We start from the raw sequence: 22,427 nt of genomic DNA on the forward strand, positions 1-22,427 counted from the left end.
GACAACTTCACTTTAGAGACCTGCGGGCCGATCATGACCGCCTTGATGAAGCCTGCGGGCGCTACGCGCCCTTGCCTTCATCAAGGCAGTGCGCCCCTTCGAGGGGCCGCTTCCCAATGTGCTATGGCAGCGAATTTATCGCGACAGCCGTCCAGCAATGGCTGGGGCAGATCGGCGTGAAGACGCTCTACATCACACCAGGATCACCATGGGAGAATGGCTATAACGAAAGCTTCAACGGGTCGCTTCGCGACGAACTGCTCAACGGCGAGATCTTCTACAGCCTCGCCGAAGCCAAGGTGCTGATCGAAGCTTGGCGGCGGCATTACAACAACGTCCGCCCGCATAGCAGTCTGGGCTATCGACCACCGGCACCGGAAACGGCGACACCGCCATATCCGGCCTCCGGTTCCGCTTCGCTCCACCTCCGTCCGGATATGGCGGCAATCGGCTTAATCCACTAACAAACCAATCGGTCCACTCGGTGGGGGCAGATCATTGGCACCCACTCGACAACGCCCTGTGCCTGCTCCAAAAGCGACCCCGCTTCGGCGAGTATCGTCAGGCCTTCGCCTGTTTACGCCGGGTTTCCCACCCTTTCTTTGCAGCGGCTGATCGCTCGTCATGGGTCTGGCTAGCTCCGCCGACACGCCCGCCTTTGCTCGATGACGCATGGCTTTCCGTCTTACCCCGCCCCGAACCGGATTTCTTGCCACCGCCAGACTCCTTGTTCACCGTCGCCCATGCGCGGCGCTCGGCCTCGTCTTTCGGAATGCCGCGATCCTCATACCCCTCCTCGATATGCTCGGCCTTGCGCTTTTGTTTGTCGGTATAACTCGACTTGTCACCGCGGGGCATGGCGTTTCTCCTTCTTGCTGAGCGCCATGCGGAGCTCATCCTTGGTCTTCTCCAGGATGTGCCGCTGCTTGACGCTGAGATTGTCCCCCGCGCGATTGATATAGAATGTCAGCATGCTCATTGCAGATTGCAGGGGTGTGCCTTTACGACGATGGCTGTGTTCGGCGGATCGTTTCAACGACAGGGCGATCGTTTTTGGATCAGTTTGCTTGAACAGGCCTTCATCAAGATCCAGTGCGTCGCTCTGCTCGGTCACATCTTGCGACCATTTATGTTTGCTCATCGCGTGTCTCCCGGCGCGTTCAGCTGCTTAACTTCCCGGTTCTATGTTTACAGGTGGTGCGAGCGGATTGTGGTTCGACGCAGGTTGAGGTTCAGCCTGATCGTCATCGCCGCCTTTTTCGGATTCCGCGTCCGAAGGCGTGGGCGAACCTTGTTCCGGTGGAGGCGTTCCAGCGCCTCCTTCCACTGGCTCAGTGGAGCGCGGATGGACGCCATCATCATCGATCATGATTTGTATCCTTTCTGCATTTCGTGTCCCGCCCGCGTGTCGTTTTCCTCACCGCGCCTCGTCATGGCATCGGGATTGTAATCAGACGATATGGCGCCACCGCTCACAGGGTCGCGCGTCGGCTCGCGATCCAGCGTGTCGCTGGGCCGTCGCGCTGCGCCCTCTGGCTGATTCTCGGTGGAGATGTTGGGACGACGTGTTTTCTCGGTTGGAACAGATTGATGGCTGTGCGTTTCATCTTCCATGGCACGCTCCTGTCTTCATGCGCCTTTGGCGCGTTGATCCTCTGGATAGTCTTCCGGCTTGACTGTCCCCACGGCGGGACGGTCGTTGACATCCTCTTGCCGCTGGCCACCGCGCGTACGGGGATCGGGACCTTTCTGTGGCAGAACGTCACCCAGCGGCCCCTGGCGCGGACTTTTGTCCAAGGATGTTTCCACCGCCTCGGACGGCGTGTCTGTCGGCTCGTTCATCGGTGATCTCCTACGGTCTGGTTTCCAAGTCCCGCCTCAGCCCAATAGAGATGACATGGCGGGATGTTGCGCCACTCAAAGGCAGAGTGGATCGGGCCGATATATGTTTCGAGCAGCGGCTTGATGGTGCGGCGCATTTGATAGGCGCAAAACATGCCGTTTGATGCGAGAATGGCGCGACTGGCGCGCATCGTGCGATCGGCTTCGTATCGCTCAAGCGTGGAGAAGGGCAGGCCGGAGAGTATGCAATCGGCAGAGGGCAGGCCGCGTTCTCTCAGGACAGCAGCGACATTCGCCGCAGATTCGCAGACGGCTTCAAACCGGGGATCGTCGATCGATGCTCTGAGATGATCGACGAAGGCCTCACTCGTGTCCAGCGCGAGGAGGACGGCGCTGGGAGGCAAGCTTACCAGCACTGCTCGTGTAAACGCCCCCGTTCCCGGTCCAAATTCGACGAATAGCTGGATCCGCTGCCAGTCGATTGGTGCAAGCATTCGATCCACGAGCCAATGACTTGCTGGAAAGGCCGATCCAACCATTGTCGGATACTCGATGAATGTCTTCACGGTCAGGCGCAGGGAAGGAGTCTGAACACTGCTAGGAAAAGCAGTGGCCTTGGAAATTGCACGATCCGCAATCCCATCGGCACGTGCTTTGATCACCATGTCCTCCTTGTCGGCCAAATACGACAAGGTTGACAACCAGACCGTCCACAAGCAGTTCCGTTGATTATGCTTGGAAATGGAGGGACTTTAACCTGGTTAAGTCACTTTATGCCGACCGATTTTTGTATCATCGACAAGCCGTCGTTAGCGACCGGCTACCAGCACACGCACCCGATCGCTAAGGCTAAGTGGGTCAAACGGTTTGGCGATAACGCCTACAACGCCGGGACGTTTATAAGCATCAACCTCATGAGGTCGAATTCCGGCGGTGATGATGGCCGTGCGCAAGCCAGACAGTTGGGGCAATTGTCGTAATTTTTCGTGTAACTCGATGCCTGTCATGGATGGCAGCCGCATGTTGAGGAGGGCGAAATCAAATGAGTGGCTGCTTCTTTCGATATCTTCCAGGGCTTCAATTCCGCTGCCGTATGTAGTGAGAGAAAAGTCAGGATCTCGTCCCAAAGCTAGTGCAACGATTGTGCGAATGTCGGGTTCGTCCTCCACGAATAGAATTTTCAGTTGCTGAACCATGCTCGCCTCCACTTTTGCAGAGTGATATTTTTTGGATAACTAGCGAAACCCACACCGCTCAAAAAGGTTCGGCGGATGGCAATGCTCAAGGTGGCTGGTTCATATTCGATAGAGCTAGCGCTGCCCTGCAAGCGCGCAACCTGAGGCCGTGCATCTCATCGGCGCGAAGCGCGTTGCTGGGAGGGAGGTAGTCGCTATGCTTGAGAATGATCTTCCCACCACCTTGACGCGATTGGGCCTCGCAACCGTCCTCGGTCTGGCACTGGGCTTTGAACGAGAGCGAAGCGGCCATGATGCGGGTTTGCGAACCCACGGTCTCGTCGCGCTCAGTTCGGCGATGTTAACCCTTTCCGCGCTCGAAATGGTAGAACAACACAATGAGGGAGACCCTGTCAGGGTCGTGCAAGGCCTGGCACAGGCGATTGGTTTCATCGCAGGCGGCCTTATCTTCGTGCGCGGCGGCGATGTTCGAAACATGACGACGGCTGCCAGCCTTTGGATGGCCGCTGCGGTAGGGATCACGGCAGGAGCGGGACAATATGTGCTGGTGTTTGCCGGAACAGTCCTGGCGCTTCTTCTCCTGTCTGCCGCTTTCCTTTTCGAACGCTTCATGCCGCGGTCCCATAGACAGGAAAGCAATGGCACTTCGGATGATATTCGGATGCCGAACCGGCGGGGGTCGCCAAGTCAGCAGGATGAAGAAATTTATAAGGGTTGAGGAAAGCGGCCATCCAACGGGATGTTTTTGGAATTGTGCCAGCGCGCCTCGAGAAATGGCTGGGAGGTAACTGTGGATTGGAGTGCAAGCCCTCGGGTATCAAGTTGGCTCCTCTTAAGAGACGAGGAGCCCAAGTTCATATTTCGGTGTTTTCAGCTAGGGGAAGCGCGTCTTCTACGTCGATCGCGAGATAGGCACCGTATTTTCGATCTTGCTATCACCGAGAAGGATCTGGAGGGCGCGCAGGTCGCCGTCGCCGTGTAGATCATGCACGCCTTCGTTCGCCGAAGTGAGTGGGTCCCATACTCGCGGGACTCATGAGGACAAACAGCGCAAGGCGCAATTCGTCCGTCGGCCGTCAGTCTTCTCTCTAGCAGGAGCGGCGTCGCTAGGCGTCCTCAAGTAAGTTCGGGCACCGCCGTTAATGGCCAATCGGATACGACGGGCCGCGATAATTGGCCCGCCGCGCAGCAACGGCCGAACAGCAAAAGCGTGGGGAAGACCATGCGCATGGCTATTCTCCATCTAGGGTGATTGCGACGATTAGCCCGTCCCCGATCCACTGACTGAGCAGCGCGCCAGCCTCGCCCACTCCGACTTGCTCACCGCACTGTTCGACCAGGGCGAGGCAAAGGGCACCGAACGTCGCACCGGCTATGATTTGCGCCAGCGCGAAAGCCTCCGTGGGCTCGACCGTGCGGAAACAGGGCGTGAAATCCTGCCGCCCGACCAGCATTGCGCCCGGCTCCGGCAACAGAGCCGCCATCGGCGGGTCATCCAGTGCCGCCAGCGCCGACCAGATCGCGCCTGCATTCGTGCGGGCCACCGCGATTTGCATCGTCGGCGCGAACATCAGTCTGGCACTGTCCCAGTCCACCGCCGCCAGTTCCTCTGGAGACATAGGAGCTGCATCCGGCCCTTCAAAGGCGCGGCTCAGCGCCCAGTCGAGCCATGCCAGTTCGGCAACTTCGGGATCGTCGGGATAGATTTGGCTGAGGGTATTGGAGAAACCGTCGCCATATACGCCCAAGGTCCAGCCATGGGGCGGCGTGGCTTCGATATGCGCGCGGGCGGCATCGGTGAACGCATCCTCCCCCAGCCATAGCAGCGTCTTTTCAAACGTGTCGCGCAGGCAGTCGACAAGCTGTACCCGATAGGCGTTGTGATACACAGCGAGGCCAGCCTGCTCGGCGGAATCGACCCACTGTTCCATCGATACCGGCGCATCGATCAGCCACCCGCGAAAGTCGCGTTGCATCGCGGCAAGGCTCATGCCGGCGCCCTCCGGTCGTTGCTCGAAATGTTGCGCGCCATGTCCAGTTCGGTCAGCAGATCGGTGATCGGTGGAATGTCGTCGTCGCGCTCGATCATGGTCGCAACCGGGCCGACCTGGCGGCAAGCCTGCGCATACAGCGCCCACACCGACGGCGGCACGGGTTGGTCATGGGTGTCGATCAGGCGGTCTTTGCCTTGGCTATGCCCGGCGAGATGGATCTGGCGCACCCGGTCGGCTGGTACGCCTTCAAGATAGTCCAGGGCATCGAACCCGTGATTGACCGCGCTGACATAGATATTGTTGACGTCGAGCAGCAGCGAACAGCCGGTGCATGCACACAGCGCATTCAGAAATTGCCACTCGGTCATGCTGTCGGCGGTGAATTGCAGATAGGTCGAAGGATTTTCGATCAGCATCGTGCGTTCGAGCACATCTTGCGCCAGCGTGATGTTCGCACAGACCAGATCGAGGGCCTCTTGCGTGTAAGGCAGCGGCAGCAAATCGTGGGAATTGAAACCCTCGATCCGCGTCCAGCAAAGGTGATCGGATACGAACAGCGGATCGAGATGATCGGCCAGCGCCTTGAGCCTGTGCAGATAGTCGCGATCGAGACCATCGGCCGAGCCGACGGACATCGACACGCCATGCAGCGCGACCGGGTGGCGCTCGCGGATCTGGTCGAGGATATGGCGGGGCTTGCCGCCATCGATCATGAAATTCTCTGAGATCACCTCGACGAAATCCACCGGCACCGTGCCGGTCAGGAAGTCCTGATAGTGCGGCGTGCGCAGGCCAAGACCAAAGCCGTGGAATGTCGCGTCTGAATGGCCTGTCATCGGTTCGCTCCGGAAGAGTGGAGGTCCGGCCGGGGGTAGCCGGACCTCCGGGTCGCGATCACCGGGGGAAGCGATCGCGAAGCCTTGGGTCACTGACCGGCAGGTTCGGTCAGGCTGCCGCCAGCGGCAGTGCACTTTTTCTCGGACATTTCCTTGAAGCCGGTGCCTTTGCAGCTGTTCAGACCCTTGCAGTCATTCTTGGCGGTTTTGCAGTCCGATGTGCCCTTGCAGCTGTTGACGCCGTAGCAATGGACGGCCTTTGCACCAGCGGCGGTCGCCGGGGCGGAGGCCGCAACGCCGGCGATGGCGAGCAGGGCGGCGGTTGTGGCGATGCTGACGCCGGACTTGAGGGTGATCATGATCGGTCTCCGAATAGGCTTGCCGGGATGGCATGAGGTTCTTCGGAAGCGTGGACCGGTTGGTTACACCCGATCTACCAACGCAAAAAACGCGGGCCGATTAACGTGCCCGCCAGTGCAGCCAGACCCATGCCCAAACTATACCAAGTCAGCACGAACAGCGCCGATGCTTCGGGGCAATGCAGGCCGTAGAGCGTTGCGGCACAAGCGCCCGATGCAAGACCAGCGGTCGCGCCGGTAAGGCGCAAGCGGGTTGGCGCGAATTGGCGGAACGCCCAGATTAGTCCGATGAAGATAGGCGCCGCCAGCATCGCCACGAAAATCGAGCATCGTTTCCAGCTCTGGCCCAGCCAGAGCGGCAGCCAGCCGTCAAAGGGCGTTCGGGCCAGCTCGCTTGCCGCCACGCAGGCCAGAAGGCCAAAAGGAATGACCAACAGCCACAGCCACTGCGCCCGCGTCGCGTCCGGCCGCGCCAAATGCACTGTCGCGGCAATCGCCCCAACCCCCAGCGAAATCGTGTAGGTCCATTTCATCCAGAAGGTGAAGTCGTGCATCGCCGCGGCAAGATCGGGCCGGAATCCCAGCGTACTGGCAATTGCCAGCAAGGTGGCCACGGCTCCTGCCGCAATCCCCATCGCAAGCTGACGCTCGACCAGATGCGGCGACACCGGCGCCACATTTCCGGCCAACGCGCGGATGAGATCGTCCGTCTGCATCATGCGCCTCCCTTGAGGCGCGCGGCCAGGGCCTTGAGGCCACGATGGACCGACACTTTCACATCCGCCTCGCTATAGCCCCCGGCCCTGGCGGCTTCTGCCGTGCTCAGACCATCGATCTTTGTGGCGCGGATTGCCCTGGCCTGCTTGTCCGACAGGCCGCCGAGCAGCCGGTCGATATCCATGCGTGCGGCGCAGGCATCCTCAAATCCTTCGGCGATCAATATGTCCTCAAGCCCTTCGATCGGCACCGTGCCGCGGGTGCGCCGAAACTGGTCGATCATCTTGTAGCGCGCGACAGCATAAGCCCAGGCGGCAAAGGGACGCGTCCGGTCATAAGTGCCGCGGCGCGTGTGTATGGCCATCAAAGTTTCCTGCACGAGGTCCTCGACATCATCTTCGGCACCGCGAAGGCGACGCCCGAAAAAGGATCGCAGCATCGGAACGAGCGCGCGGAGCAAGGCGGCATGGGCTTCGGCGTCGCCATCAAGACCGCCGATCATCCATATCCTGAGCTGTTCTTCGCTCGCCCGCATGTGCACTCCCGGACAGCTATTCGCGGCGCTTTGCCTGATGGTTACAGCGATACGGCAAAAAAATTCTGCGGCTTCAACTTGAGCCGCATCTGTAACGCTTTTCAGTGTCGCCGCGAAGAAGCTTCCGTGACCCGGCCCGCTTGGCCTCCCAGGGTCGCCATGCGGCGGGACCATCATTGATGATCCCGCCGCATGTGAGGCCTCAAGCATTCACGGAGACTATCGATGCCATCCACATCCGCAGCCCTCGCCGCAGCCCTCGCTCTTACGATGATCGCCGGAAGCGCGCACGCCGCCGGTGCCGCCAAGCCGGTGGAGAAATGCTATGGCGTCGCCCAGGCCGGTAAAAACGACTGCAAGGCCGGTGCCGGCACGAGCTGTGCTGGCACATCGCGGATTGCTTATCAGGGCGATGCCTGGAAACTCGTCAATGCTGGCACTTGCACGAAGATAAAGACCCCCAAGGGCTTCGGCTCGTTGACGCCCAAGGCCTGATCTTCACGAACTCCCGGAGAGAGCAATGACGATATTTGTGCGTCACTATCGTGAAGCATCGGCGTGGCTGACCCGTCATATATCGGAAAGCCTGCTACTGCTGGTCGCGCGCCTCGGGATCGCTGCCATCTTCTTCCTGTCGGGTCGCACCAAGGTGGAAGGCGTGCTCACGATCACGCCTTCCACCTATGAACTGTTCCGCACAGATTATGCCCTGCCGCTGGTGCCGCCGGAGATTGCGGCGCACGCGGCGACTTACTCGGAGCACGTCTTTCCCATTCTGCTGGTGCTTGGCCTTTTTACCCGGCCCGCTGCCGCAGCGCTGCTGGGCATGACACTCGTCATAGAGGTCTTCGTTTATCCCGACGCCTGGCCGACGCATCTTAGCTGGGCCGGGCTATTGCTGCCGTTGATAGCGCGCGGCGGCGGCGCCTGGTCGCTCGATCGCTTGTTTGGGTTTGAGCTTGGTTCACTCGTTGACCGGCCGTAACCGCCTCTCGGCATCAAAAAACGCTGGATGGTTTGGCCATGATTGTTACTCCGTCGCCCCCACCAACATGGGCCGTTCCGATACGGTATTGGGAATGCCTGCGCATGCCAAATCCAGTCATTATCGAGTTTAACAGCTGTCGGGCAGCAGGGCGCCTACATCTCGCCATTCCGCGTTGTGGCCACCGATCCTGAAAGCCGCCGTTGCCCGGCTCCTAATAAAGACCGTAGCGAAGCACGAGTAGGCCGGACAGGGTAAGAACCATGATCGCAACCAGCGGCAATCCGGTGCGCGTATAGTCCGCAAACCGGTAGTCGCCTGCCGACATGATTAGCATGTTGGTCTGGTAGGCAACCGGCGTCGCGTAGCAAAGATTGCAGCCGAACAGGACGGCCAGGACCAGCGGCTCAACCGGGATGCCCAGCTTTTGCCCCAGGCTGAAGGCGATCGGCGTTCCGACCGCCGCCGCCGTGGTGTTTGAAGCGAAGTTGGTCAGCACTGTGACGAACAGCATCACCGCGGCCAAAACGCCCGCCGGCGGCAGGAACTGCAGCCCCAGCGCGATCAGTTCGCTCAGCCATGCCGCCGCGCCGCTCTCAAGAACAATACGACCGATGGCGATGCTGGCCGCGACCAGTACGATGACCTTCGCCGACAAAGCGCGGCCGATCCGGTCAAAGCGGACGCAGCCGGTGACGAGCATCGCGATCGCACCCCCGAGCGCGGAAATCGCGATCGGTACGAGCCCGATGCTGGCGGGTATAACCGCGCATGCCATGATCGCCAGCGCCAGCGGCGCCTTGGAGGTGCGGGGAAGTTCCTTTGCTCCTTCGAGTACGAGCATATTCTCGGCCAGCGACATCCGCTCGATGCTGCCGAGCGCACCGGCGACCAGAAGAATGTCGCCTTCGTCAAACGCGTTTTCGGACGCAGAATCGTTCATCGGCTGCGTCGCCCAGCGGCGTTGCGCGCGATGCACGCCAAGGATGGCAACATTGTAAAGCTCGGCTACATTTGCAGACGCCACGCCCTTGCCGACCAGGCCGGAATCCTTGGTCACCGCCAGTTCGGCGACGGTGATATCATCACCCGTCTGGGCATAGCCGCCGCGCAACCGGTCCATCAGCCAGACCGGGGCGGCGGTGGCGCCAAGGATACGCATCGTCTGCTCCAGAGCGGCGTGCGTCGCCCGCACCGGTATCCGCCCGCCTGCGGGAGTCTCGGCCAAGAGCTCGACATCGGCGGGCAGCCGCGCGGCGATCAGATCGCGGGACAGCCCATGCGCGAAGGAACTCTCGCCCAGGCGGAGCATCGCCGCGAAGTGCCGCGGCTCGTGCCCGGCTTCGACAGAATTGTCTGGCAGCAGGCGCGGCATGACCAGCCAGATGAACGGCAGCGCCACCAGCGCGGCCAGCAGCACGATCGGGGTGAAGTGGAATACCGACATCGGCGGCAGGCCGAGGTCGCCGGCGATCGACACGACGAGCAGGTTGGTCGAGGTGCCGATCGTCGTCGACATGCCGCCAATCAACACTGCGCTGTTCACCGGGATCAGCGTGCGCGACGCGGGCATTCCGCCATTCGCCGCGATCGCCGCCATGACCGGCAGCATCAGGACGAGCACCGGCGTATCGTTGACCATCATGCTCATGCCGAACGCCAGCAGCAGCGTCACCAGGAGGCCGACCTGACGATTAAACCGCCAGACTCGCGTCAGCAGGCGCGATACCGGCTCGAGTGCGCCTGTCGTCACGAGTCCTCGCCCCAGCACCATCAGCGCGCAGATCGTGATCAATGCGTAATGGCCAAACCCTTCGAATGCGAGCTTCAGCCCTTCAGTCGGTGACTGTCCGGGAAGCGGAAACCAGTAAAGACCGAGCGCGATGGCACTGATCGTCAGCAGCGAGATGATCTCGACGCGCGCTCGACCGGATACGAAACCGTAGAACATCGCGCCTGTCAGCAGCATGGCGCCCAGAGCATGGGGTTGAGGAGCATCGATCATATGCTAGCGAACCGGGAGATCGGCATTCCGATCCGTATCGGCGTCGCTTTCGCGCTCGGGTGGCAGGAATGCCTGCGACAATGCATGGTACAGACGTTCCTTCGAGACGGCCTGCGCCACGACATCGGCGATCAGCGACGAGGCGAGCAGCGGCATCATCAGGCCACGACTGCCGGTCGTCTCGGAAATGATGATGACCGCCGTCAGCGGGGCGCGGACGACACCGGTGAAATAGGCGACCATGCCGAGCAGCACGATCGCACCGCCGGGATAGGTCGGGAACAGCCAGCGCAACATGTCACCGACGCCGGCGCCGACGGCGAGCGACGGAGCGAAAATGCCGCCCGGCATGCCTGACACCGCCGTCGCCAGCGTCGTCGTCAGCTTGGCGATGCCGAACCAGTGCGGCACGTCGCCGCCGGTGATGATGCCGCGCGCCGCGCCATAACCAGTGCCCCAGGTCAGGCCGGTGGCGACGCCGATGATCGCGACGATCCCGCCGAGCGAACCCGCCAACAGCATCGGCCGCGACCGCAGCCAGACGACCGGCGACCAGCGTGTCCGCCCGGTCGCCAGCACCGCACGCGAGAAGAAAGCGCCCAGCAGCCCGCCGAGGATACCGGCCACGGGGGCGGCCAGCATCGTCTCGCGCACCGACAGCGTCTGTCGCATGACACCGAAATAGACATAGTCACCCGAGAGACCGAGGCTGACCATGCCTGCGATCAGCACCGCGGTCATCACCAGCAAGGTCATGCGCTGTTCGTAGGCGGCGGCCAGCTCCTCGATCGCGAAGGCGACGCCGGCCAGCGGGGTGTTGAACGCCGCGGCGACACCGGCAGCGCCGCCCGCGATGAATACCGATGCGCGCAAGGGGATCACCATCACCCGATGCGCGTACCCCATGATTGATGCGGCGACCTGCACGGTCGGCCCTTCTCGCCCGGTCGAAGCGCCTACGAGCAAGGTGCCGATTGTGAGCACCAGCTTCGCGATCACGGTCTTTGCCGACACCAGACCGCCCATCGCATGGTCGGGATCACGCGTGGCCGCCATCACCTGCGGGATCCCCGATCCACGGGCCTGGGGAACGAAACGCGCCGTCAGACCAGCGATCGCCGCATAGCCCAGCGGGGTGACGATCAGCGGTGCCCACCACCAGCGCGCCGCGAGCGCCACGAAGCGGTTCCCCGCCCAGTCCGCGAGATGCGCAAACACCAGCGCGACGAGCCCGATCATCACCGCGCCGCCTAGAATCGCCACGCGCCGCCGCCACACGGGTGCCGTGGGGCCATGCTCGCGCAGCAGATCGCGTGCCTGTTCGGGGAGCCGCACCATCATCCTTCGGCCGGTGCGCCGACCGCTGCGGCGACGAGGCAGACGAGCCCGATCGCGACGAAGCCGATCCGTTGCCCCATCGAGGCGAGCGGCATGACGGTCCCACGCCAGCTATCCGATCGTGCAAACTTCCCGAACGTCAGCGCGATCGTGACGATCACGGCGACAATCAGCGCGATGATAACGATCATGCAGTTCCTCCAAGCCAGGCGTTGCCGTCCCGGAGGCGACGTCTGTAATCGGGTTCAGCCAGCGCACGCAGCAGGTCGTCGGCGCGTATCAGTACCGTGTTGCGGCACGCGCCGTCGAGCGCCGTATCGGACAACGCCCGGAATTCGCGGGTCTGGCGCGCTAGACAAGCGATGCGGCCCGGGTCGTCGCAGTGGAGCGCGACATCGCCGAGCGCCCCGAGGAAATGCTTTGCTGCAATCATATCAGCGCTCGCATATTGCGCGAGCGCGCCGAACGCCCGGGCGATGAAGCCCTCGAACGTCACCGGATGCGCGATGACGCGCAGCCTATCATCGCCATCCGCACGCAACCGCGACGGCAGATCGCGTCGGGCCAGGTCCGCCATTGCGGCACTGAGCCAGTCAAGGCAGCTGTTCGCGGTGAACGGATCGTTGACCCCCGGCGACAGCGCGCGAGCCGCGATCTCGACAAGTTCGTCGATCAGGAAGCGCAGGTCCTGGAGTGCGGTGCGTCTGGAGCCGACCGCGAAGGCCTCGCGCAGAGCATTCGCCGCCGTCTCGTCGCAGCGTTTGGCCGGCCATGCCTCGAGCAATAGGCTGCCCTTGTGGATGAAATCGCCTGGTTGATAGTGCAAACGGATCACGAGATCGTGATCCCGTGCCGCGGCCATCAGCGTGCTTTCGTCGATCAGTTGGATATAGCCGGTGTCCTGCGACCGGACCGGCGCGCGCCGATCATGGTCGGCGCGATCGGTCTCGGCCCGGAAGGCGGCGGGTATCCGCGGATCGTCGGCGCGCTCGTCGAGCGGCGTCCCGACGAACACCGGAAAGCGCGCATCGATCTCCCCGATCAGCCGGTCGCCGATCCGCTCGATGACGTTGTTGATGTGGATCCGCATCGGCACATGGTGGATGAAGAAGATCAGCACAGCGATCGAGCAGAGCACCAGGATCAACGCGACTAGCAAGGCAAGCTGCGGCACGAAGGCTGCTGCCCCGGCTCCACTTTCGCCGGCCGAACGGATCGTGCGCAGGACGACCAGCGAATAGACGAAGGTCGCGATGAAGGTGCCGAGCGTCACCTGGTTGCCGCGATCCGACATGAAATTGCTCAGCAGCCGCGGACCATATTGCCCCGAGGCATAGACCACTGCGGCGATCGTCACCGAGAAGGTCGTTCCGGCGACCCCAATCATCGACCCGCCGATCGACGACAGCAGGCTGCGCGCGCCGTCAGGCCGCGCGGCATAAAGCCATGCCAAGTCGTCCATCCACGCCGAGCCCGCGTGGCTGTCGATATAGACCATCGCCAACGCGAGCAGCAACGCGCCGATCGCCATCACCGTAGGCACGAACCAGTAGCTTTCGCGCAGATCGTTCGACAGGCGCAACAGGCGGGCTCTCATGCTTGTTTTGCCGCATCGGCCGGCATCTCGCTCACGCGATCGGCTTGGGGCAGGAAACGGCCGATCATTGTGCGATAGCGATCGAGAGGGCGAACCGTTGGCCTGCGGCGGGTGCGGCCACGGCACCGACGCCCTGCGTCGCCAGCATCGCCGCCACCGCTCGTGCCCGTCTCTGGGTGAGGTTCGGTCGCGCGGGAGGTTCGCCGCCCGGCAAGCCTGGAACCGAGAGCGTCGGCACGTTCCAACGCCGTGCCGCCCACGCAGATGTGATTACTGCGGCGCGCGCTGATGCATCGAGCGTATCGACATTGTCAGCGAATTCAATCTCGGGCAGCGGCCCCTGCGGCGGCACGATCGTCACGGTCCACCCGTCGGTCTCCGCCGCGGCACGCGTTTCGAGGGTGCGATAGGTCGCGATGGTTGCGCCCGGCAGCGGCACCGCCGCCGCGGTCGCCCGCCGGTGGTCGCGATCGATAGTGACGTCGTCGGCTGCGATGCCTGTGATGAGCGCGATCATCCGCGCCAGCGCCGTCATCCGCTGCGCTTCGAGGTTCGACTGATCCCCCGCCTGGCGCAATTCTTCGCGCTGCGCATCGAGTGCGCCCGCACCGGCTTCGAGTAGAACCTGGTCGATATCGAGCCGGACGGGACGGCCAAGTGCATCTGCGATCGACCTCTGCAAGGTCGCGGTCTTTTGGGTCCGCCCGCGTGGGGCGATAACGACCGCCCGAACAAGGTTCGGCTCACGGTCGAACTCGACTTCCAATTGCGTGACGCGCGCATCGCTGCCGAACCGGTCGTTGAGCAGTGAGCGCACCTGCGACACCGTCAACGCCTCGCGCGCAATGCGATTTAGCGACAGTCCGAGTGGGACCGCCATAACCGCGAATACCAGAAGCAATACGATGGTCTGCATCCAGCTTTGCCGCGAGGAGAGATGGTGCGCAAAGCCGTAGTACCGCGCCATGACCGTTGCGGAGAGAGCGATGGTGATGAAGTTCGTGACGAACAGCGCTAGCGCTCCGCCAAGGACAGGCAGGTTCCAGGTCGCCAGGCCATAACCGACGACGGCCAGCGGCGGCATCAACGCAGTGGCGATGGCGACGCCGACTATCGTCTCCCCGCGGCCTCTGATGATGGCGAAAGTGCCGGCCAGCGCGGCGAACAGCGCGACACCAAGGTCGAACAGGTTTGGTCGCGTTCGCGCCACGATCTCGGCAGTGGGTGCCTGCAATGGCGACAGGCTGACGATCAGCGCGGTGAAGACGACAGCCGCGAGCGATCCGAGGGCAAGCGCGAACACCGACCGCCGCATTTCGGCGAAATCGAACAGCGCGAGACTGAAGCCGAATCCGAGAATGGGATTCATCAGCGGCGAGATCAGCATGGCGCCGATCACCACGGCAGGCGATGAGAGCAGCAGCCCGAGCACCGCGATGCCTGCCGACATCATCGTCATGAAAGCGTAGCGATGCGACCAGCCGCTTTCCTCTACGATCCGCGCGACAACCGCTTCGTGGTCGATCGGACCGACGACACTGCGCCGCCACCATTTGTAGAGGGCAAGCCTGGTCAACCGCTCGCGTATGGGATCTCGTCCAACGGTTCCGTCGGCGTCAGACATCATGCGCCTGGTTCCTCAAAATGCAGTTCATGCCCAGCGGCTATATTGCCCCCTGCGGCTGTAGCCAACCATGCGCCGCGCGGGCGATGATTGCCGAGAACCGCAAGACGACTCGCCATGACCCACGCCCCTGAATGTATCACATAGAGGGATTCGGGAGCGATGCTGCGGCCCGTTTTGTGACCTGCGATCATGCAGGCATCTCGATCAGCATGAGTTCCGCGTCGTCCTTGCCAGATACGACAAGCCTCTTTTCCCCGTCAATCGCGATGCCTTCATATGGCGCAAGTCCCGTTCCATCGTGCGTGACAGCCCCTTTCAGAAGAAACGCATAGGCGCTGGCAGCCGTAATCGGAATGTCGGCGGACAGGCCGTTCGGTATATGATGCTTCGTCATCGTCGCGGCACAATGCAGGCGATATAGGCCCGTATCGCGCATGCCGGCGATGACCTGGGTCTCTGCCCGCTGCGGACGCGCGTTGCTTCGCCGTTCAGTCGCACGAAGTCGATCGCGCCACTCTCGACGATATGGATCACCTCCGTGCCATAATGCGTCACGGGCGTGGTCGCTGCGTTCGGCACCAATATGTTGTGGTTGACCGCGCGCAGCGCTCCCCAGTTGACCAGATCGACGTTTTGCGCGCCCGCGAAACAGAAATGATGACGCGCCCGGATCCATCCGAGTTCCGAGACGCCCAGCGATGCTGCATGTCGATGCGAGATCATGGCGCAATATCCTGGTGCCTGGGACTTTCAGTCCCGCTCACCATACGCAGCATCACGAATCCGAGCAGGCCCGCGATAAACGACCCGCCCAACACGCCGATCTTGGCTTCCGCCTGCAGCAGCGGGCTTGTCGGGAAGGCGAGCAATGTGATGAAGATGCTCATCGTGAAGCCGATGCCGCAGAGCAGCGCCACACCGAACAACTGGAGCCGGTTCGCGTGCGCGGGCATATCCGCCAATCCTGTTTTAACCGCTAGGATAGAAAACCCGAATACGCCGACCACCTTGCCAATCAGCAGGCCGGCCGCGGTGCCGACCGTAACCGGTGCCAACATGGCGCCGGGAGGAAGGCCGAGAACCGGAACCGCCGCATTTGTCAGTCCGAAGATGGGCACGATGAGGAAGCCGACGGGGGTGTGCAGAAGTTGCTCCAGTCGATGGAGCGGGCTGACGCAGTCCGCATCGGAGCGACCGGGCGTGCGCTCCATCGGGATGGTAAAGGCCAGCATCACGCCGGCGAGCGTGGCGTGGATGCCGGATCGCAAGACGAATACCCATAGGATCACCCCGACCAGCAGGTAGGGGGACAAGCGCCGGACGCCGAGGCGGTTGAGCGCGATCAACACGCAAAGCGCCACGCCGGCACCGGCCAGATCTGGCAACGACAGCCCCGCAGTGTAGAACAGCGCGATGATGACGACCGCGCCCAGATCGTCGATGATCGCGAGTGCGGCCAAAAACACCCGCAGCGACGCCGGAACGCGATTGCCCAGCATGGCGATGACACCGAGCGCGAAGGCGATATCGGTCGCGGCGGGAATCGCCCAGCCGGCGGCTGTCGGGCCGCGATTAAATGCCAGGTAGATGAGCGCCGGCACGATCATCCCACCCGCGGCGGCGACGCCCGGGAGAATACGGCGCGACCACGTCGAGAGTTGACCGTCCAGCACTTCGCGCTTGATCTCAAGTCCGACGAGCAGGAAGAACACGGCCATCATGCCATCGTTAATCCAGTGGCTGAGCGAGAGCGGCCCGAGATAGGCGTGCAGCATCGCAGCGTAGCTCGTTCCGAGCGGGGAGTTGGCGATAACCAGCGCCACGACCGCAGCCGCCATGAGCACGATACCCGCGGACGATTGCGCTTCGAGGAAGCGGCGGATTGCGCTCTGGCGCGCGTATATTTGGGTCATCGGTGGGAGTCCGGTCGCAAGGATTATCGCTGGCGGCCCGACCAACGTGATAACCTGTCCGATTCCAACGGAACGCGAACACCCTCGGGCGGCTATCGCATCAGTCTTTCAATGGGGCAACCGAAGACGTTGGCTTTGCCGTTCTAAGCGCGCATTATTTGCTATCTTCCATGCTCGCTAGGCATGCTGGGCAGTTTCTCGACTGAACCGGACAGCGCCCGAATTGGACGGGTGTTCGACGGGCCGAGAAGCAGCGTAACCTGTGAAGCATGTGCTTTCAGATACCGACAATTGCTCAGCCAACATATGTCGGCGAGCATTAACGCCCCTTCTATATTGGGCAGATCACTTTGGCAGGTGCATGGTTCGTCCAGCGCGGTCCGGCCTTTTCCAGACGATGTGATGGTGCTATTGATGGTTTCGTCGATTTCCCACTGCTAATTTGCAGGATAAATCAGCTGCTTGAGTGCCCGATAAGAGTGTTCTTCTGGCACCATTTTTTCTCAACATGTTGAGAATGCTGGGGGACTGTCGAGAGGCGGTCCCCTAACGCGTTTCTGCTATGCTTTGTGCCGATAGTCGGCAGCTAAAGTCCCGAAATCTGCGAGAAATGGGCCGCGCGGCGGTTGCGGTTCCAACACCGGTTTGCGACCAAAGGGCATGCGCCTTCGTGCGGGAGTGGTAGTGCGTCCGTCGCCATGTGCCCTACGACCTAAAGCTACGGCGTTCGCTGAAGATCGACATCCTACCAATACCGCTCGGCAGAATGCACGCCGTCTTGGCTGGGATTGGGGCCAAGTGTGAATTTACGCGCTTAGATGCAATGTCGACGCTAAGATCCGGTTATTGCCATTCGTTATTCCATTTCCAATTTCCAATTGCGGAATAACATATTTTCAATTGTACTCAGTTATCGAAAATAGTCTGTTTTATTTCAAGCAATATTCGAAAGCTGAACATGGTTGGCTTATGGCCAAAAATGGCGCCTACTTTCTATTAAGTATATTTTGATAATAAAAAAGACGTAAAAACGAAACAAAAATGCAGCAATAATGTAAATATTAAACATGGTGGAAATTGTAACAATAAAGACATTGATCAGCACCATTGGGTAACCTCGCAAACATCAATCGGGGTCCAATCATGCTTTTCAATCACACGCGCGGCATTCGGCGCATGCCGACCGCTACGGCATTTGCCGCTCTATTTTTGGCGGTTGCTGCTGCCCCCGCATATGCCGCGGAAGGTGACGTTGCCGAAGCCGATGCAAGCGCCGGGCAGCTGGACGAGATCGTCGTCACCGCAGAAAAGCGTCCGCAGAGCCTGCAGACGACGCCGATCTCCATTTCGGTGATGCGCAGCGACGATCTGGTGAACCGCCATGTCCAGTCGCTGACCGATCTGGGCGACGGCGCTATCCCCTCGCTGCGTGTCGCCCCCTTCTTCTCCCGTCCCGGCGCGCTGATCGTCAACGTGCGCGGCGTGGGCGTACTGTCCGACAGCAACCAGCCGGCACGCGACCAAGGCGTCGGCGTCTATATCGACGGCGTCTATATGGGCCGCCCGCAGGGTCTGGGCGCAGCGCTGTATGACATCGAGAATATCGAAGTGCTCAAAGGGCCCCAGGGCACGCTGTTCGGCCGCAATACGGAAGGTGGCGCGGTCAATATCGTAACCAAGCGTCCCAGCGGTCAGTTCAAGATGAACACCACCTTCGGCGCCGGCAATTTCGGCAGCTACAAGGCTGAAACCCATATCGACCTGCCCGAATTCAACAATATCTCCATCAAGCTGGACGGCGTGGTCAGCCACCGCGACGGCACGGTCAAAAATCCGCTCAAGAGCCAGTCGGACTTCAACGGCTACACCAAGCGCGGTGTGCACGGCGAAATCATGTGGAAGCCCTCTTCGGACTTCACCGTCGATCTGGCCGCGGACACCTCCTACGACGCATCGACCACCCTGTATCAGCAGCAGATATCGGCCGGCACCAACAAGCTGGCCGCCGCCGCCAAGCTCCAGCCGCATCGCGCGAAGGAAGCCGTGGTCGGCACGATCGAGCAGCCCAGCATCGGCAAATCGACCGGCGTTCGGCTGAACCTGGAATGGCAGGCGGCGGACTCGCTGATGCTCAAGTCCATCTCCTCCTATCGCAAGCTGACCCAGAGCCAGTTCGACAACGCCTCTGTCGCCACGTCGATGCAGCAGCCGATCACGGCGGCAAACCCGACCGGCGCGTTCAACCTGCCTTCGACCGTGACGACGGCGGGCACCGGTTTCGTCACCAACTATCCCGGCTTCGCCTTTGGCCGCTACAGCCTCGCTTATTTCAAGCAGAACCAGATCAGCCAGGAACTTCAAGCGATCGGCGATTTCGGCGATCAATTCAAATATGCCGTCGGCGCGCTCTATTATCGCGAAAAGGTGTCGGACAACGCGCAGGCCTATAACACCAACTATTTCCTGAATGCGGCGGGTAGCGCCTATGGCATGCTGAACATCGATCCGGCCACCCGTAACATCGACCGCGCCAGCCACGTCACCACCACCAGCATCGGTGCCTATGGCCAGGCGACCTATACGCCATCCTTCGCCAATGACATCGTGCACCTGACCGGCGGCCTGCGCTGGACCCGCGACAAGAAGGTCGGTGCGCTGACCATCGTCAACAATGTCGCGCCGATCCTGCCGGTCAACGGCGTCAACGTGCAAGGGCCGATCGCTCTGGACGCGCACTGGTCGCGGGTCGATCCGATGGTCAACCTTGCCTTCGACGTGACGGACGACGTCCATGTCTATGGCAAGTGGAGCACCGGCTACAAATCGGGCGGCGCCAATTCGCGCGCGACCAATTACAAGCCCTTCAACCCCGAAACCGTGTCGATGTTCGAAATCGGCGCGAAGACGGAATTCTGGGATCACCGCGCCCGCTTCAACATCGCGGCCTACACCGGCACCTACAAGAATATCCAGCTGGACTTCAGCGGCCTGTACGAAGATGTCGTTAACGGCGTTCGCGTCGTCACGACCCGCACCACGACCAACACCGTCAACGACACGGGCAAGGGCAAGCTGAAGGGGGTCGAGGCGGAATTCACCCTCGCGCCCGTCAACGGCCTGACCCTGTCGGCCAGCTACGCCTATAACAGCGTCAAGATACCCGACGCGCTCAACCCCTTCCCGGTTGCGGGCAATAACGGACAGGCCAGCAAATTCCCGGTGCCCATCTACCAGGTCTATACGCCGGAGCATTCGGCCAGCGGCGCGATCGACTATGAAGTGCCGCTCAACGACTATACGCTGCGCTTCCATATCGATGGCAATTATGACAGCGGCTATTATGGCGCCTATACCGATCCTGGCTTCAATGCCTTGACCGGCGTGGTGACGTACAAGCAACCCAAGGGGGAAGCCGGCCTGGTCTTCAACGGTCGCATCGCCGTGGCCGACATCGCACTGGGCAACAGCGGCGCGAAAATGACCGTCTCCGCCTGGGCGCGCAATCTGTTCAACGAAGAACATGTGTTCCTCAAGTCCGCAGCCGCAACCACCGGCGTTGCCGGCTTCTTCAACGAAGCGCGCACCTTCGACGGCGAACTGAACATGAAGTTCTAACCATCGTGCACGGACTAGCGGGCGCCTTCCGACCGGAACGGCGCCCGTTCTCCGTTACGATGCGTCAAAGGAAGATGATGCCATGATGAAATTATCGACCCTGTTCGTCACCGTGACGACGGTGCTTGCCAGCCCGTCGGCCATGGCCGGCACGATCGCGGCCGCCCATGTGGACCGTCAATCGGCCACTGCCCTGTCGGTCGAATGGACGGACAGCGATCCTGTGGATGTGTTCGTGACGGACAATCCAGCCGCCACCATCGCTCAGGCGAAACTATTGTCCGGCAGCGACAAGGATGGTCACTATGCCCTGACCGCAGCCGGGACGGAGCGCCGCTATTTCCTGCTGCGCGACGTCAAGAGCAAGCAGGTCGTAACGGTGGCCGAACGCCTGCTTCCGCTGGAGCGCGGGTCCAACTTCCGTGACATCGGCGGCTATCCGGCCGCTGGCGGCAAGCATGTGCGTTGGGGCCTCATCTATCGTTCGGGCGCGTCGGCCATGCTGACCGATGCGGACGTGCAGCAGGTACAGGGGCTGAAACTCAGCCAGATGGTCGACCTGCGATCCAGCGAGGAACGGGTTCTGGCCCCAACCCGGATCGATGGCGTCCCCTATATGGCGGTCGGCTATTCCATGGGCGCGATGATGAAGCCCGCGGCAGGCAGCACCGAAATCAAGAATGGCGGCACCATCTATCGCAACTTCCCCAAATTCCTGGCGCCCCAGTTGCGGATCATCTTCGGCGACCTGCTCGCCAACAAAGGCGCGATCGCCTATAACTGCTCGGCCGGGCAGGATCGTACCGGCTTTGTTACCGCCATGATCCTGAGCGCACTGGGCACGCCGCGCGATATCATCCTTCAGGACTATCATCTGTCGACCCAATATCGGCAGCCTGGCAATGAAATGCCCAAGATCAACCTGGAGGCCCATCCCAACGATCCGGCCGCAGCGCTGTTCGCCAAATTTCAGAACGACCCGCGCGGCAATGTAGCCCAGCCTTTGAAGGAAGCGGATGGAACCCCCTTCCTGGCGTCGGCCTTCGATGAGATCGACAAGCGCTGGGGATCCGTCGATGGCTATCTCGAAAAGGAAATCGGCCTGAACAAAGTCGACATCGCAAATCTGCGTCGGATTTATTCACAGTAAAAGCATGTAGCGGGCCTTGTGCCCGGACGTGCATTGAACGTGCTTTTGACGCGCCAAAGCGGGTGGAGAAAAATGTCCCGATGATGGCCTAAAAACAGACGTGGCATTCCGTCATCGCTGCTGTCGTCCCTGCTGTCGACGGACGGCGCGATGCCGGATTCGGCCCGGCGCTCGGCGCATATGATGGATGGAAACTCGATGCCTTCTGGCTATCAACCCCGTGGCGAGCGAGCACGCGTCCGCCACGGCAGGCTGAGGGATCAGCCGGTGACCGCCTTGCCCTGCCGCCGCGACGTGGCCCTGCCGACGAGCTGGTCGAGGGCATCCGCATTCTCCCGGCTCCAGCCATAGAGCAGTTCGATCGGCTCGATGAAGCGCGTGCCGAGCGGGGTCAGGCGATATTCGACGGCGGGCGGGATCGTCCCTTCGACATGGCGGGTGACGAGGCCGCTCCCCTCCATCTCGCGCAGCGTCTGCGTCAGCATCTTCTTCGACACGCCGGGGAGGCTGCGGTGCAGAACGCCGGTACGCGCGCCGCCGCCATGGCGGGAATGCAGGACGTGCAGGATCATGCTCGTCCATTTCGTATGGAATATCTCCAGGATGCGGCGGGGCGCGCAATCCTCGCGCCACTCATGATCGTCCGAAAGCCGTTCCACTGGTTACCTCATGGTTCCTATGACCCAATTTGGTGCCGTCTAGCGCATGTCGGCCCGGA

At 61.5% G+C, this 22,427-nt stretch carries 27 protein-coding genes; 6 read left to right on the forward strand and 21 right to left on the reverse strand.

The window, feature by feature from the left end; all coding sequences use genetic code 11:
* Positions 1-464, forward strand: a 464-nt coding sequence (locus F4U94_RS13370) for an integrase core domain-containing protein (RefSeq protein ID WP_249042048.1), incomplete at its 5' end; no start/stop codon positions are given.
* A gap of 97 nt (positions 465-561) precedes the next feature.
* On the opposite strand, the gene F4U94_RS13375 is transcribed toward F4U94_RS13370, so the two are convergent.
* The 7 genes from F4U94_RS13375 to F4U94_RS13405 all read right to left on the reverse strand — a co-directional run bounded on the left by F4U94_RS13375 (position 562) and on the right by F4U94_RS13405 (position 3,038).
* The gene (locus tag F4U94_RS13375; RefSeq protein WP_120251133.1) at positions 562-858 is read right to left on the reverse strand and encodes a plasmid stabilization protein; all 297 of its coding nucleotides are present in this window, start codon (positions 856-858) and stop codon (positions 562-564) included.
* Entirely contained in the window at positions 845-1,141 is a 297-nt protein-coding gene (locus F4U94_RS13380) for a DUF3175 domain-containing protein (RefSeq protein WP_120251132.1), read from the reverse strand. Before F4U94_RS13380 ends, F4U94_RS13375 begins: the two co-directional genes overlap by 14 nt.
* A gap of 27 nt (positions 1,142-1,168) precedes the next feature.
* Positions 1,169-1,369 carry a hypothetical protein gene (locus tag F4U94_RS13385; protein WP_120251131.1) on the reverse strand — a complete coding sequence of 67 codons (201 nt, stop codon included), beginning with the start codon at positions 1,367-1,369 and terminating at the stop codon, positions 1,169-1,171.
* Positions 1,366-1,614 carry a hypothetical protein gene (locus F4U94_RS13390; protein WP_120251130.1) on the reverse strand — a complete coding sequence of 83 codons (249 nt, stop codon included), beginning with the start codon at positions 1,612-1,614 and terminating at the stop codon, positions 1,366-1,368. Before F4U94_RS13390 ends, F4U94_RS13385 begins: the two co-directional genes overlap by 4 nt.
* Positions 1,615-1,629: 15 nt before the next feature.
* The gene (locus tag F4U94_RS13395; protein ID WP_120251129.1) at positions 1,630-1,842 is read right to left on the reverse strand and encodes a hypothetical protein; all 213 of its coding nucleotides are present in this window, start codon (positions 1,840-1,842) and stop codon (positions 1,630-1,632) included.
* Entirely contained in the window at positions 1,839-2,507 is a 669-nt protein-coding gene (locus F4U94_RS13400; protein WP_232015748.1) for a class I SAM-dependent methyltransferase, read from the reverse strand. Before F4U94_RS13400 ends, F4U94_RS13395 begins: the two co-directional genes overlap by 4 nt.
* Before the next feature lie 144 nt (positions 2,508-2,651).
* The gene (locus F4U94_RS13405) at positions 2,652-3,038 is read right to left on the reverse strand and encodes a response regulator (RefSeq protein ID WP_120251128.1); all 387 of its coding nucleotides are present in this window, start codon (positions 3,036-3,038) and stop codon (positions 2,652-2,654) included.
* A gap of 196 nt (positions 3,039-3,234) precedes the next feature.
* Between F4U94_RS13405 and F4U94_RS13410 the strand changes: the two genes are divergently transcribed.
* Positions 3,235-3,756 (forward strand): MgtC/SapB family protein, encoded by a 522-nt coding sequence (locus F4U94_RS13410; protein WP_120251127.1) that lies wholly within the window; start codon positions 3,235-3,237, stop codon positions 3,754-3,756.
* 514 nt (positions 3,757-4,270) lie between these two features.
* Here the strand turns inward: F4U94_RS13410 and F4U94_RS13420 are convergent.
* From F4U94_RS13420 to F4U94_RS13440, 5 genes are all read right to left on the reverse strand, one after another.
* A complete protein-coding gene (locus F4U94_RS13420; protein ID WP_150411930.1) occupies positions 4,271-5,029 on the reverse strand; it encodes an HvfC/BufC N-terminal domain-containing protein in 759 nt (252 codons plus the stop codon).
* Positions 5,026-5,868, reverse strand: a complete 843-nt coding sequence (bufB, locus tag F4U94_RS13425; RefSeq protein WP_120251125.1) for an MNIO family bufferin maturase — start codon at positions 5,866-5,868, stop codon at positions 5,026-5,028. The genes F4U94_RS13420 and bufB overlap by 4 nt, the downstream gene beginning before the upstream one ends.
* A gap of 89 nt (positions 5,869-5,957) precedes the next feature.
* Positions 5,958-6,227 carry a BufA2 family periplasmic bufferin-type metallophore gene (gene bufA2, locus F4U94_RS13430; RefSeq protein WP_120251124.1) on the reverse strand — a complete coding sequence of 90 codons (270 nt, stop codon included), beginning with the start codon at positions 6,225-6,227 and terminating at the stop codon, positions 5,958-5,960.
* A 74-nt stretch (positions 6,228-6,301) separates the two neighbouring features.
* Complete coding sequence (locus F4U94_RS13435) at positions 6,302-6,943, reverse strand: DUF1109 domain-containing protein (RefSeq protein ID WP_120251123.1); 642 nt, start codon at positions 6,941-6,943, stop codon at positions 6,302-6,304.
* Positions 6,943-7,479: a sigma-70 family RNA polymerase sigma factor gene (locus F4U94_RS13440; RefSeq protein ID WP_120252212.1), complete on the reverse strand. Its 537-nt coding sequence runs from the start codon at positions 7,477-7,479 to the stop codon at positions 6,943-6,945. The genes F4U94_RS13435 and F4U94_RS13440 overlap by 1 nt, the downstream gene beginning before the upstream one ends.
* A 225-nt stretch (positions 7,480-7,704) precedes the next feature.
* On the opposite strand from F4U94_RS13440, the gene F4U94_RS13445 reads away from it, so the two are divergent.
* Together F4U94_RS13445 and F4U94_RS13450 are read left to right on the forward strand one after the other, a co-directional pair.
* Positions 7,705-7,974 carry a BufA1 family periplasmic bufferin-type metallophore gene (locus F4U94_RS13445; protein WP_120251122.1) on the forward strand — a complete coding sequence of 90 codons (270 nt, stop codon included), beginning with the start codon at positions 7,705-7,707 and terminating at the stop codon, positions 7,972-7,974.
* A 25-nt stretch (positions 7,975-7,999) separates the two neighbouring features.
* Positions 8,000-8,464 (forward strand): DoxX family protein, encoded by a 465-nt coding sequence (locus F4U94_RS13450; protein WP_120251121.1) that lies wholly within the window; start codon positions 8,000-8,002, stop codon positions 8,462-8,464.
* Between the two features lie 214 nt (positions 8,465-8,678).
* Here the strand turns inward: F4U94_RS13450 and F4U94_RS13455 are convergent, their stop codons facing one another.
* From F4U94_RS13455 to nhaA, 8 genes are all read right to left on the reverse strand, one after another.
* Positions 8,679-10,469, reverse strand: a complete 1,791-nt coding sequence (locus F4U94_RS13455) for an SLC13 family permease (RefSeq protein WP_120251120.1) — start codon at positions 10,467-10,469, stop codon at positions 8,679-8,681.
* A 3-nt stretch (positions 10,470-10,472) separates the two neighbouring features.
* A complete protein-coding gene (locus F4U94_RS13460; protein ID WP_120251119.1) occupies positions 10,473-11,807 on the reverse strand; it encodes a chloride channel protein in 1,335 nt (444 codons plus the stop codon).
* Positions 11,807-11,998 (reverse strand): hypothetical protein, encoded by a 192-nt coding sequence (locus F4U94_RS13465; RefSeq protein WP_120251118.1) that lies wholly within the window; start codon positions 11,996-11,998, stop codon positions 11,807-11,809. The genes F4U94_RS13460 and F4U94_RS13465 overlap by 1 nt, the downstream gene beginning before the upstream one ends.
* Positions 11,995-13,389: a DUF2254 domain-containing protein gene (locus F4U94_RS13470; protein WP_232015746.1), complete on the reverse strand. Its 1,395-nt coding sequence runs from the start codon at positions 13,387-13,389 to the stop codon at positions 11,995-11,997. The genes F4U94_RS13465 and F4U94_RS13470 overlap by 4 nt, the downstream gene beginning before the upstream one ends.
* A 79-nt stretch (positions 13,390-13,468) precedes the next feature.
* A complete protein-coding gene (locus tag F4U94_RS13475; RefSeq protein WP_427772225.1) occupies positions 13,469-15,031 on the reverse strand; it encodes a DUF389 domain-containing protein in 1,563 nt (520 codons plus the stop codon).
* A 187-nt stretch (positions 15,032-15,218) separates the two neighbouring features.
* The gene (locus tag F4U94_RS13480) at positions 15,219-15,425 is read right to left on the reverse strand and encodes a pirin family protein (protein ID WP_120251116.1); all 207 of its coding nucleotides are present in this window, start codon (positions 15,423-15,425) and stop codon (positions 15,219-15,221) included.
* Positions 15,422-15,754, reverse strand: coding sequence for a cupin domain-containing protein (locus tag F4U94_RS13485; RefSeq protein ID WP_120251115.1), 333 nt, complete (start codon positions 15,752-15,754; stop codon positions 15,422-15,424). Before F4U94_RS13485 ends, F4U94_RS13480 begins: the two co-directional genes overlap by 4 nt.
* Positions 15,751-16,944 carry a Na+/H+ antiporter NhaA gene (gene nhaA / locus F4U94_RS13490; protein WP_150411931.1) on the reverse strand — a complete coding sequence of 398 codons (1,194 nt, stop codon included), beginning with the start codon at positions 16,942-16,944 and terminating at the stop codon, positions 15,751-15,753. Before nhaA ends, F4U94_RS13485 begins: the two co-directional genes overlap by 4 nt.
* Positions 16,945-18,087: 1,143 nt before the next feature.
* Between nhaA and F4U94_RS13495 the strand changes: the two genes are divergently transcribed.
* Positions 18,088-20,559, forward strand: a complete 2,472-nt coding sequence (locus F4U94_RS13495; protein WP_150411932.1) for a TonB-dependent receptor — start codon at positions 18,088-18,090, stop codon at positions 20,557-20,559.
* An 82-nt stretch (positions 20,560-20,641) separates the two neighbouring features.
* On the forward strand, positions 20,642-21,709 hold the full coding sequence (locus F4U94_RS13500) for a tyrosine-protein phosphatase (protein WP_120251113.1): 1,068 nt from the start codon (positions 20,642-20,644) through the stop codon (positions 21,707-21,709).
* A gap of 260 nt (positions 21,710-21,969) precedes the next feature.
* Here F4U94_RS13500 and F4U94_RS13505 read toward each other — a convergent pair whose 3' ends face one another.
* Complete coding sequence (locus tag F4U94_RS13505) at positions 21,970-22,368, reverse strand: winged helix-turn-helix transcriptional regulator (protein WP_120251112.1); 399 nt, start codon at positions 22,366-22,368, stop codon at positions 21,970-21,972.
* Positions 22,369-22,427: the final 59 nt, after the last annotated feature.

This window comes from Sphingobium limneticum (genome assembly GCF_008710155.1).
Lineage (GTDB): Bacteria > Pseudomonadota > Alphaproteobacteria > Sphingomonadales > Sphingomonadaceae > Sphingobium > Sphingobium limneticum.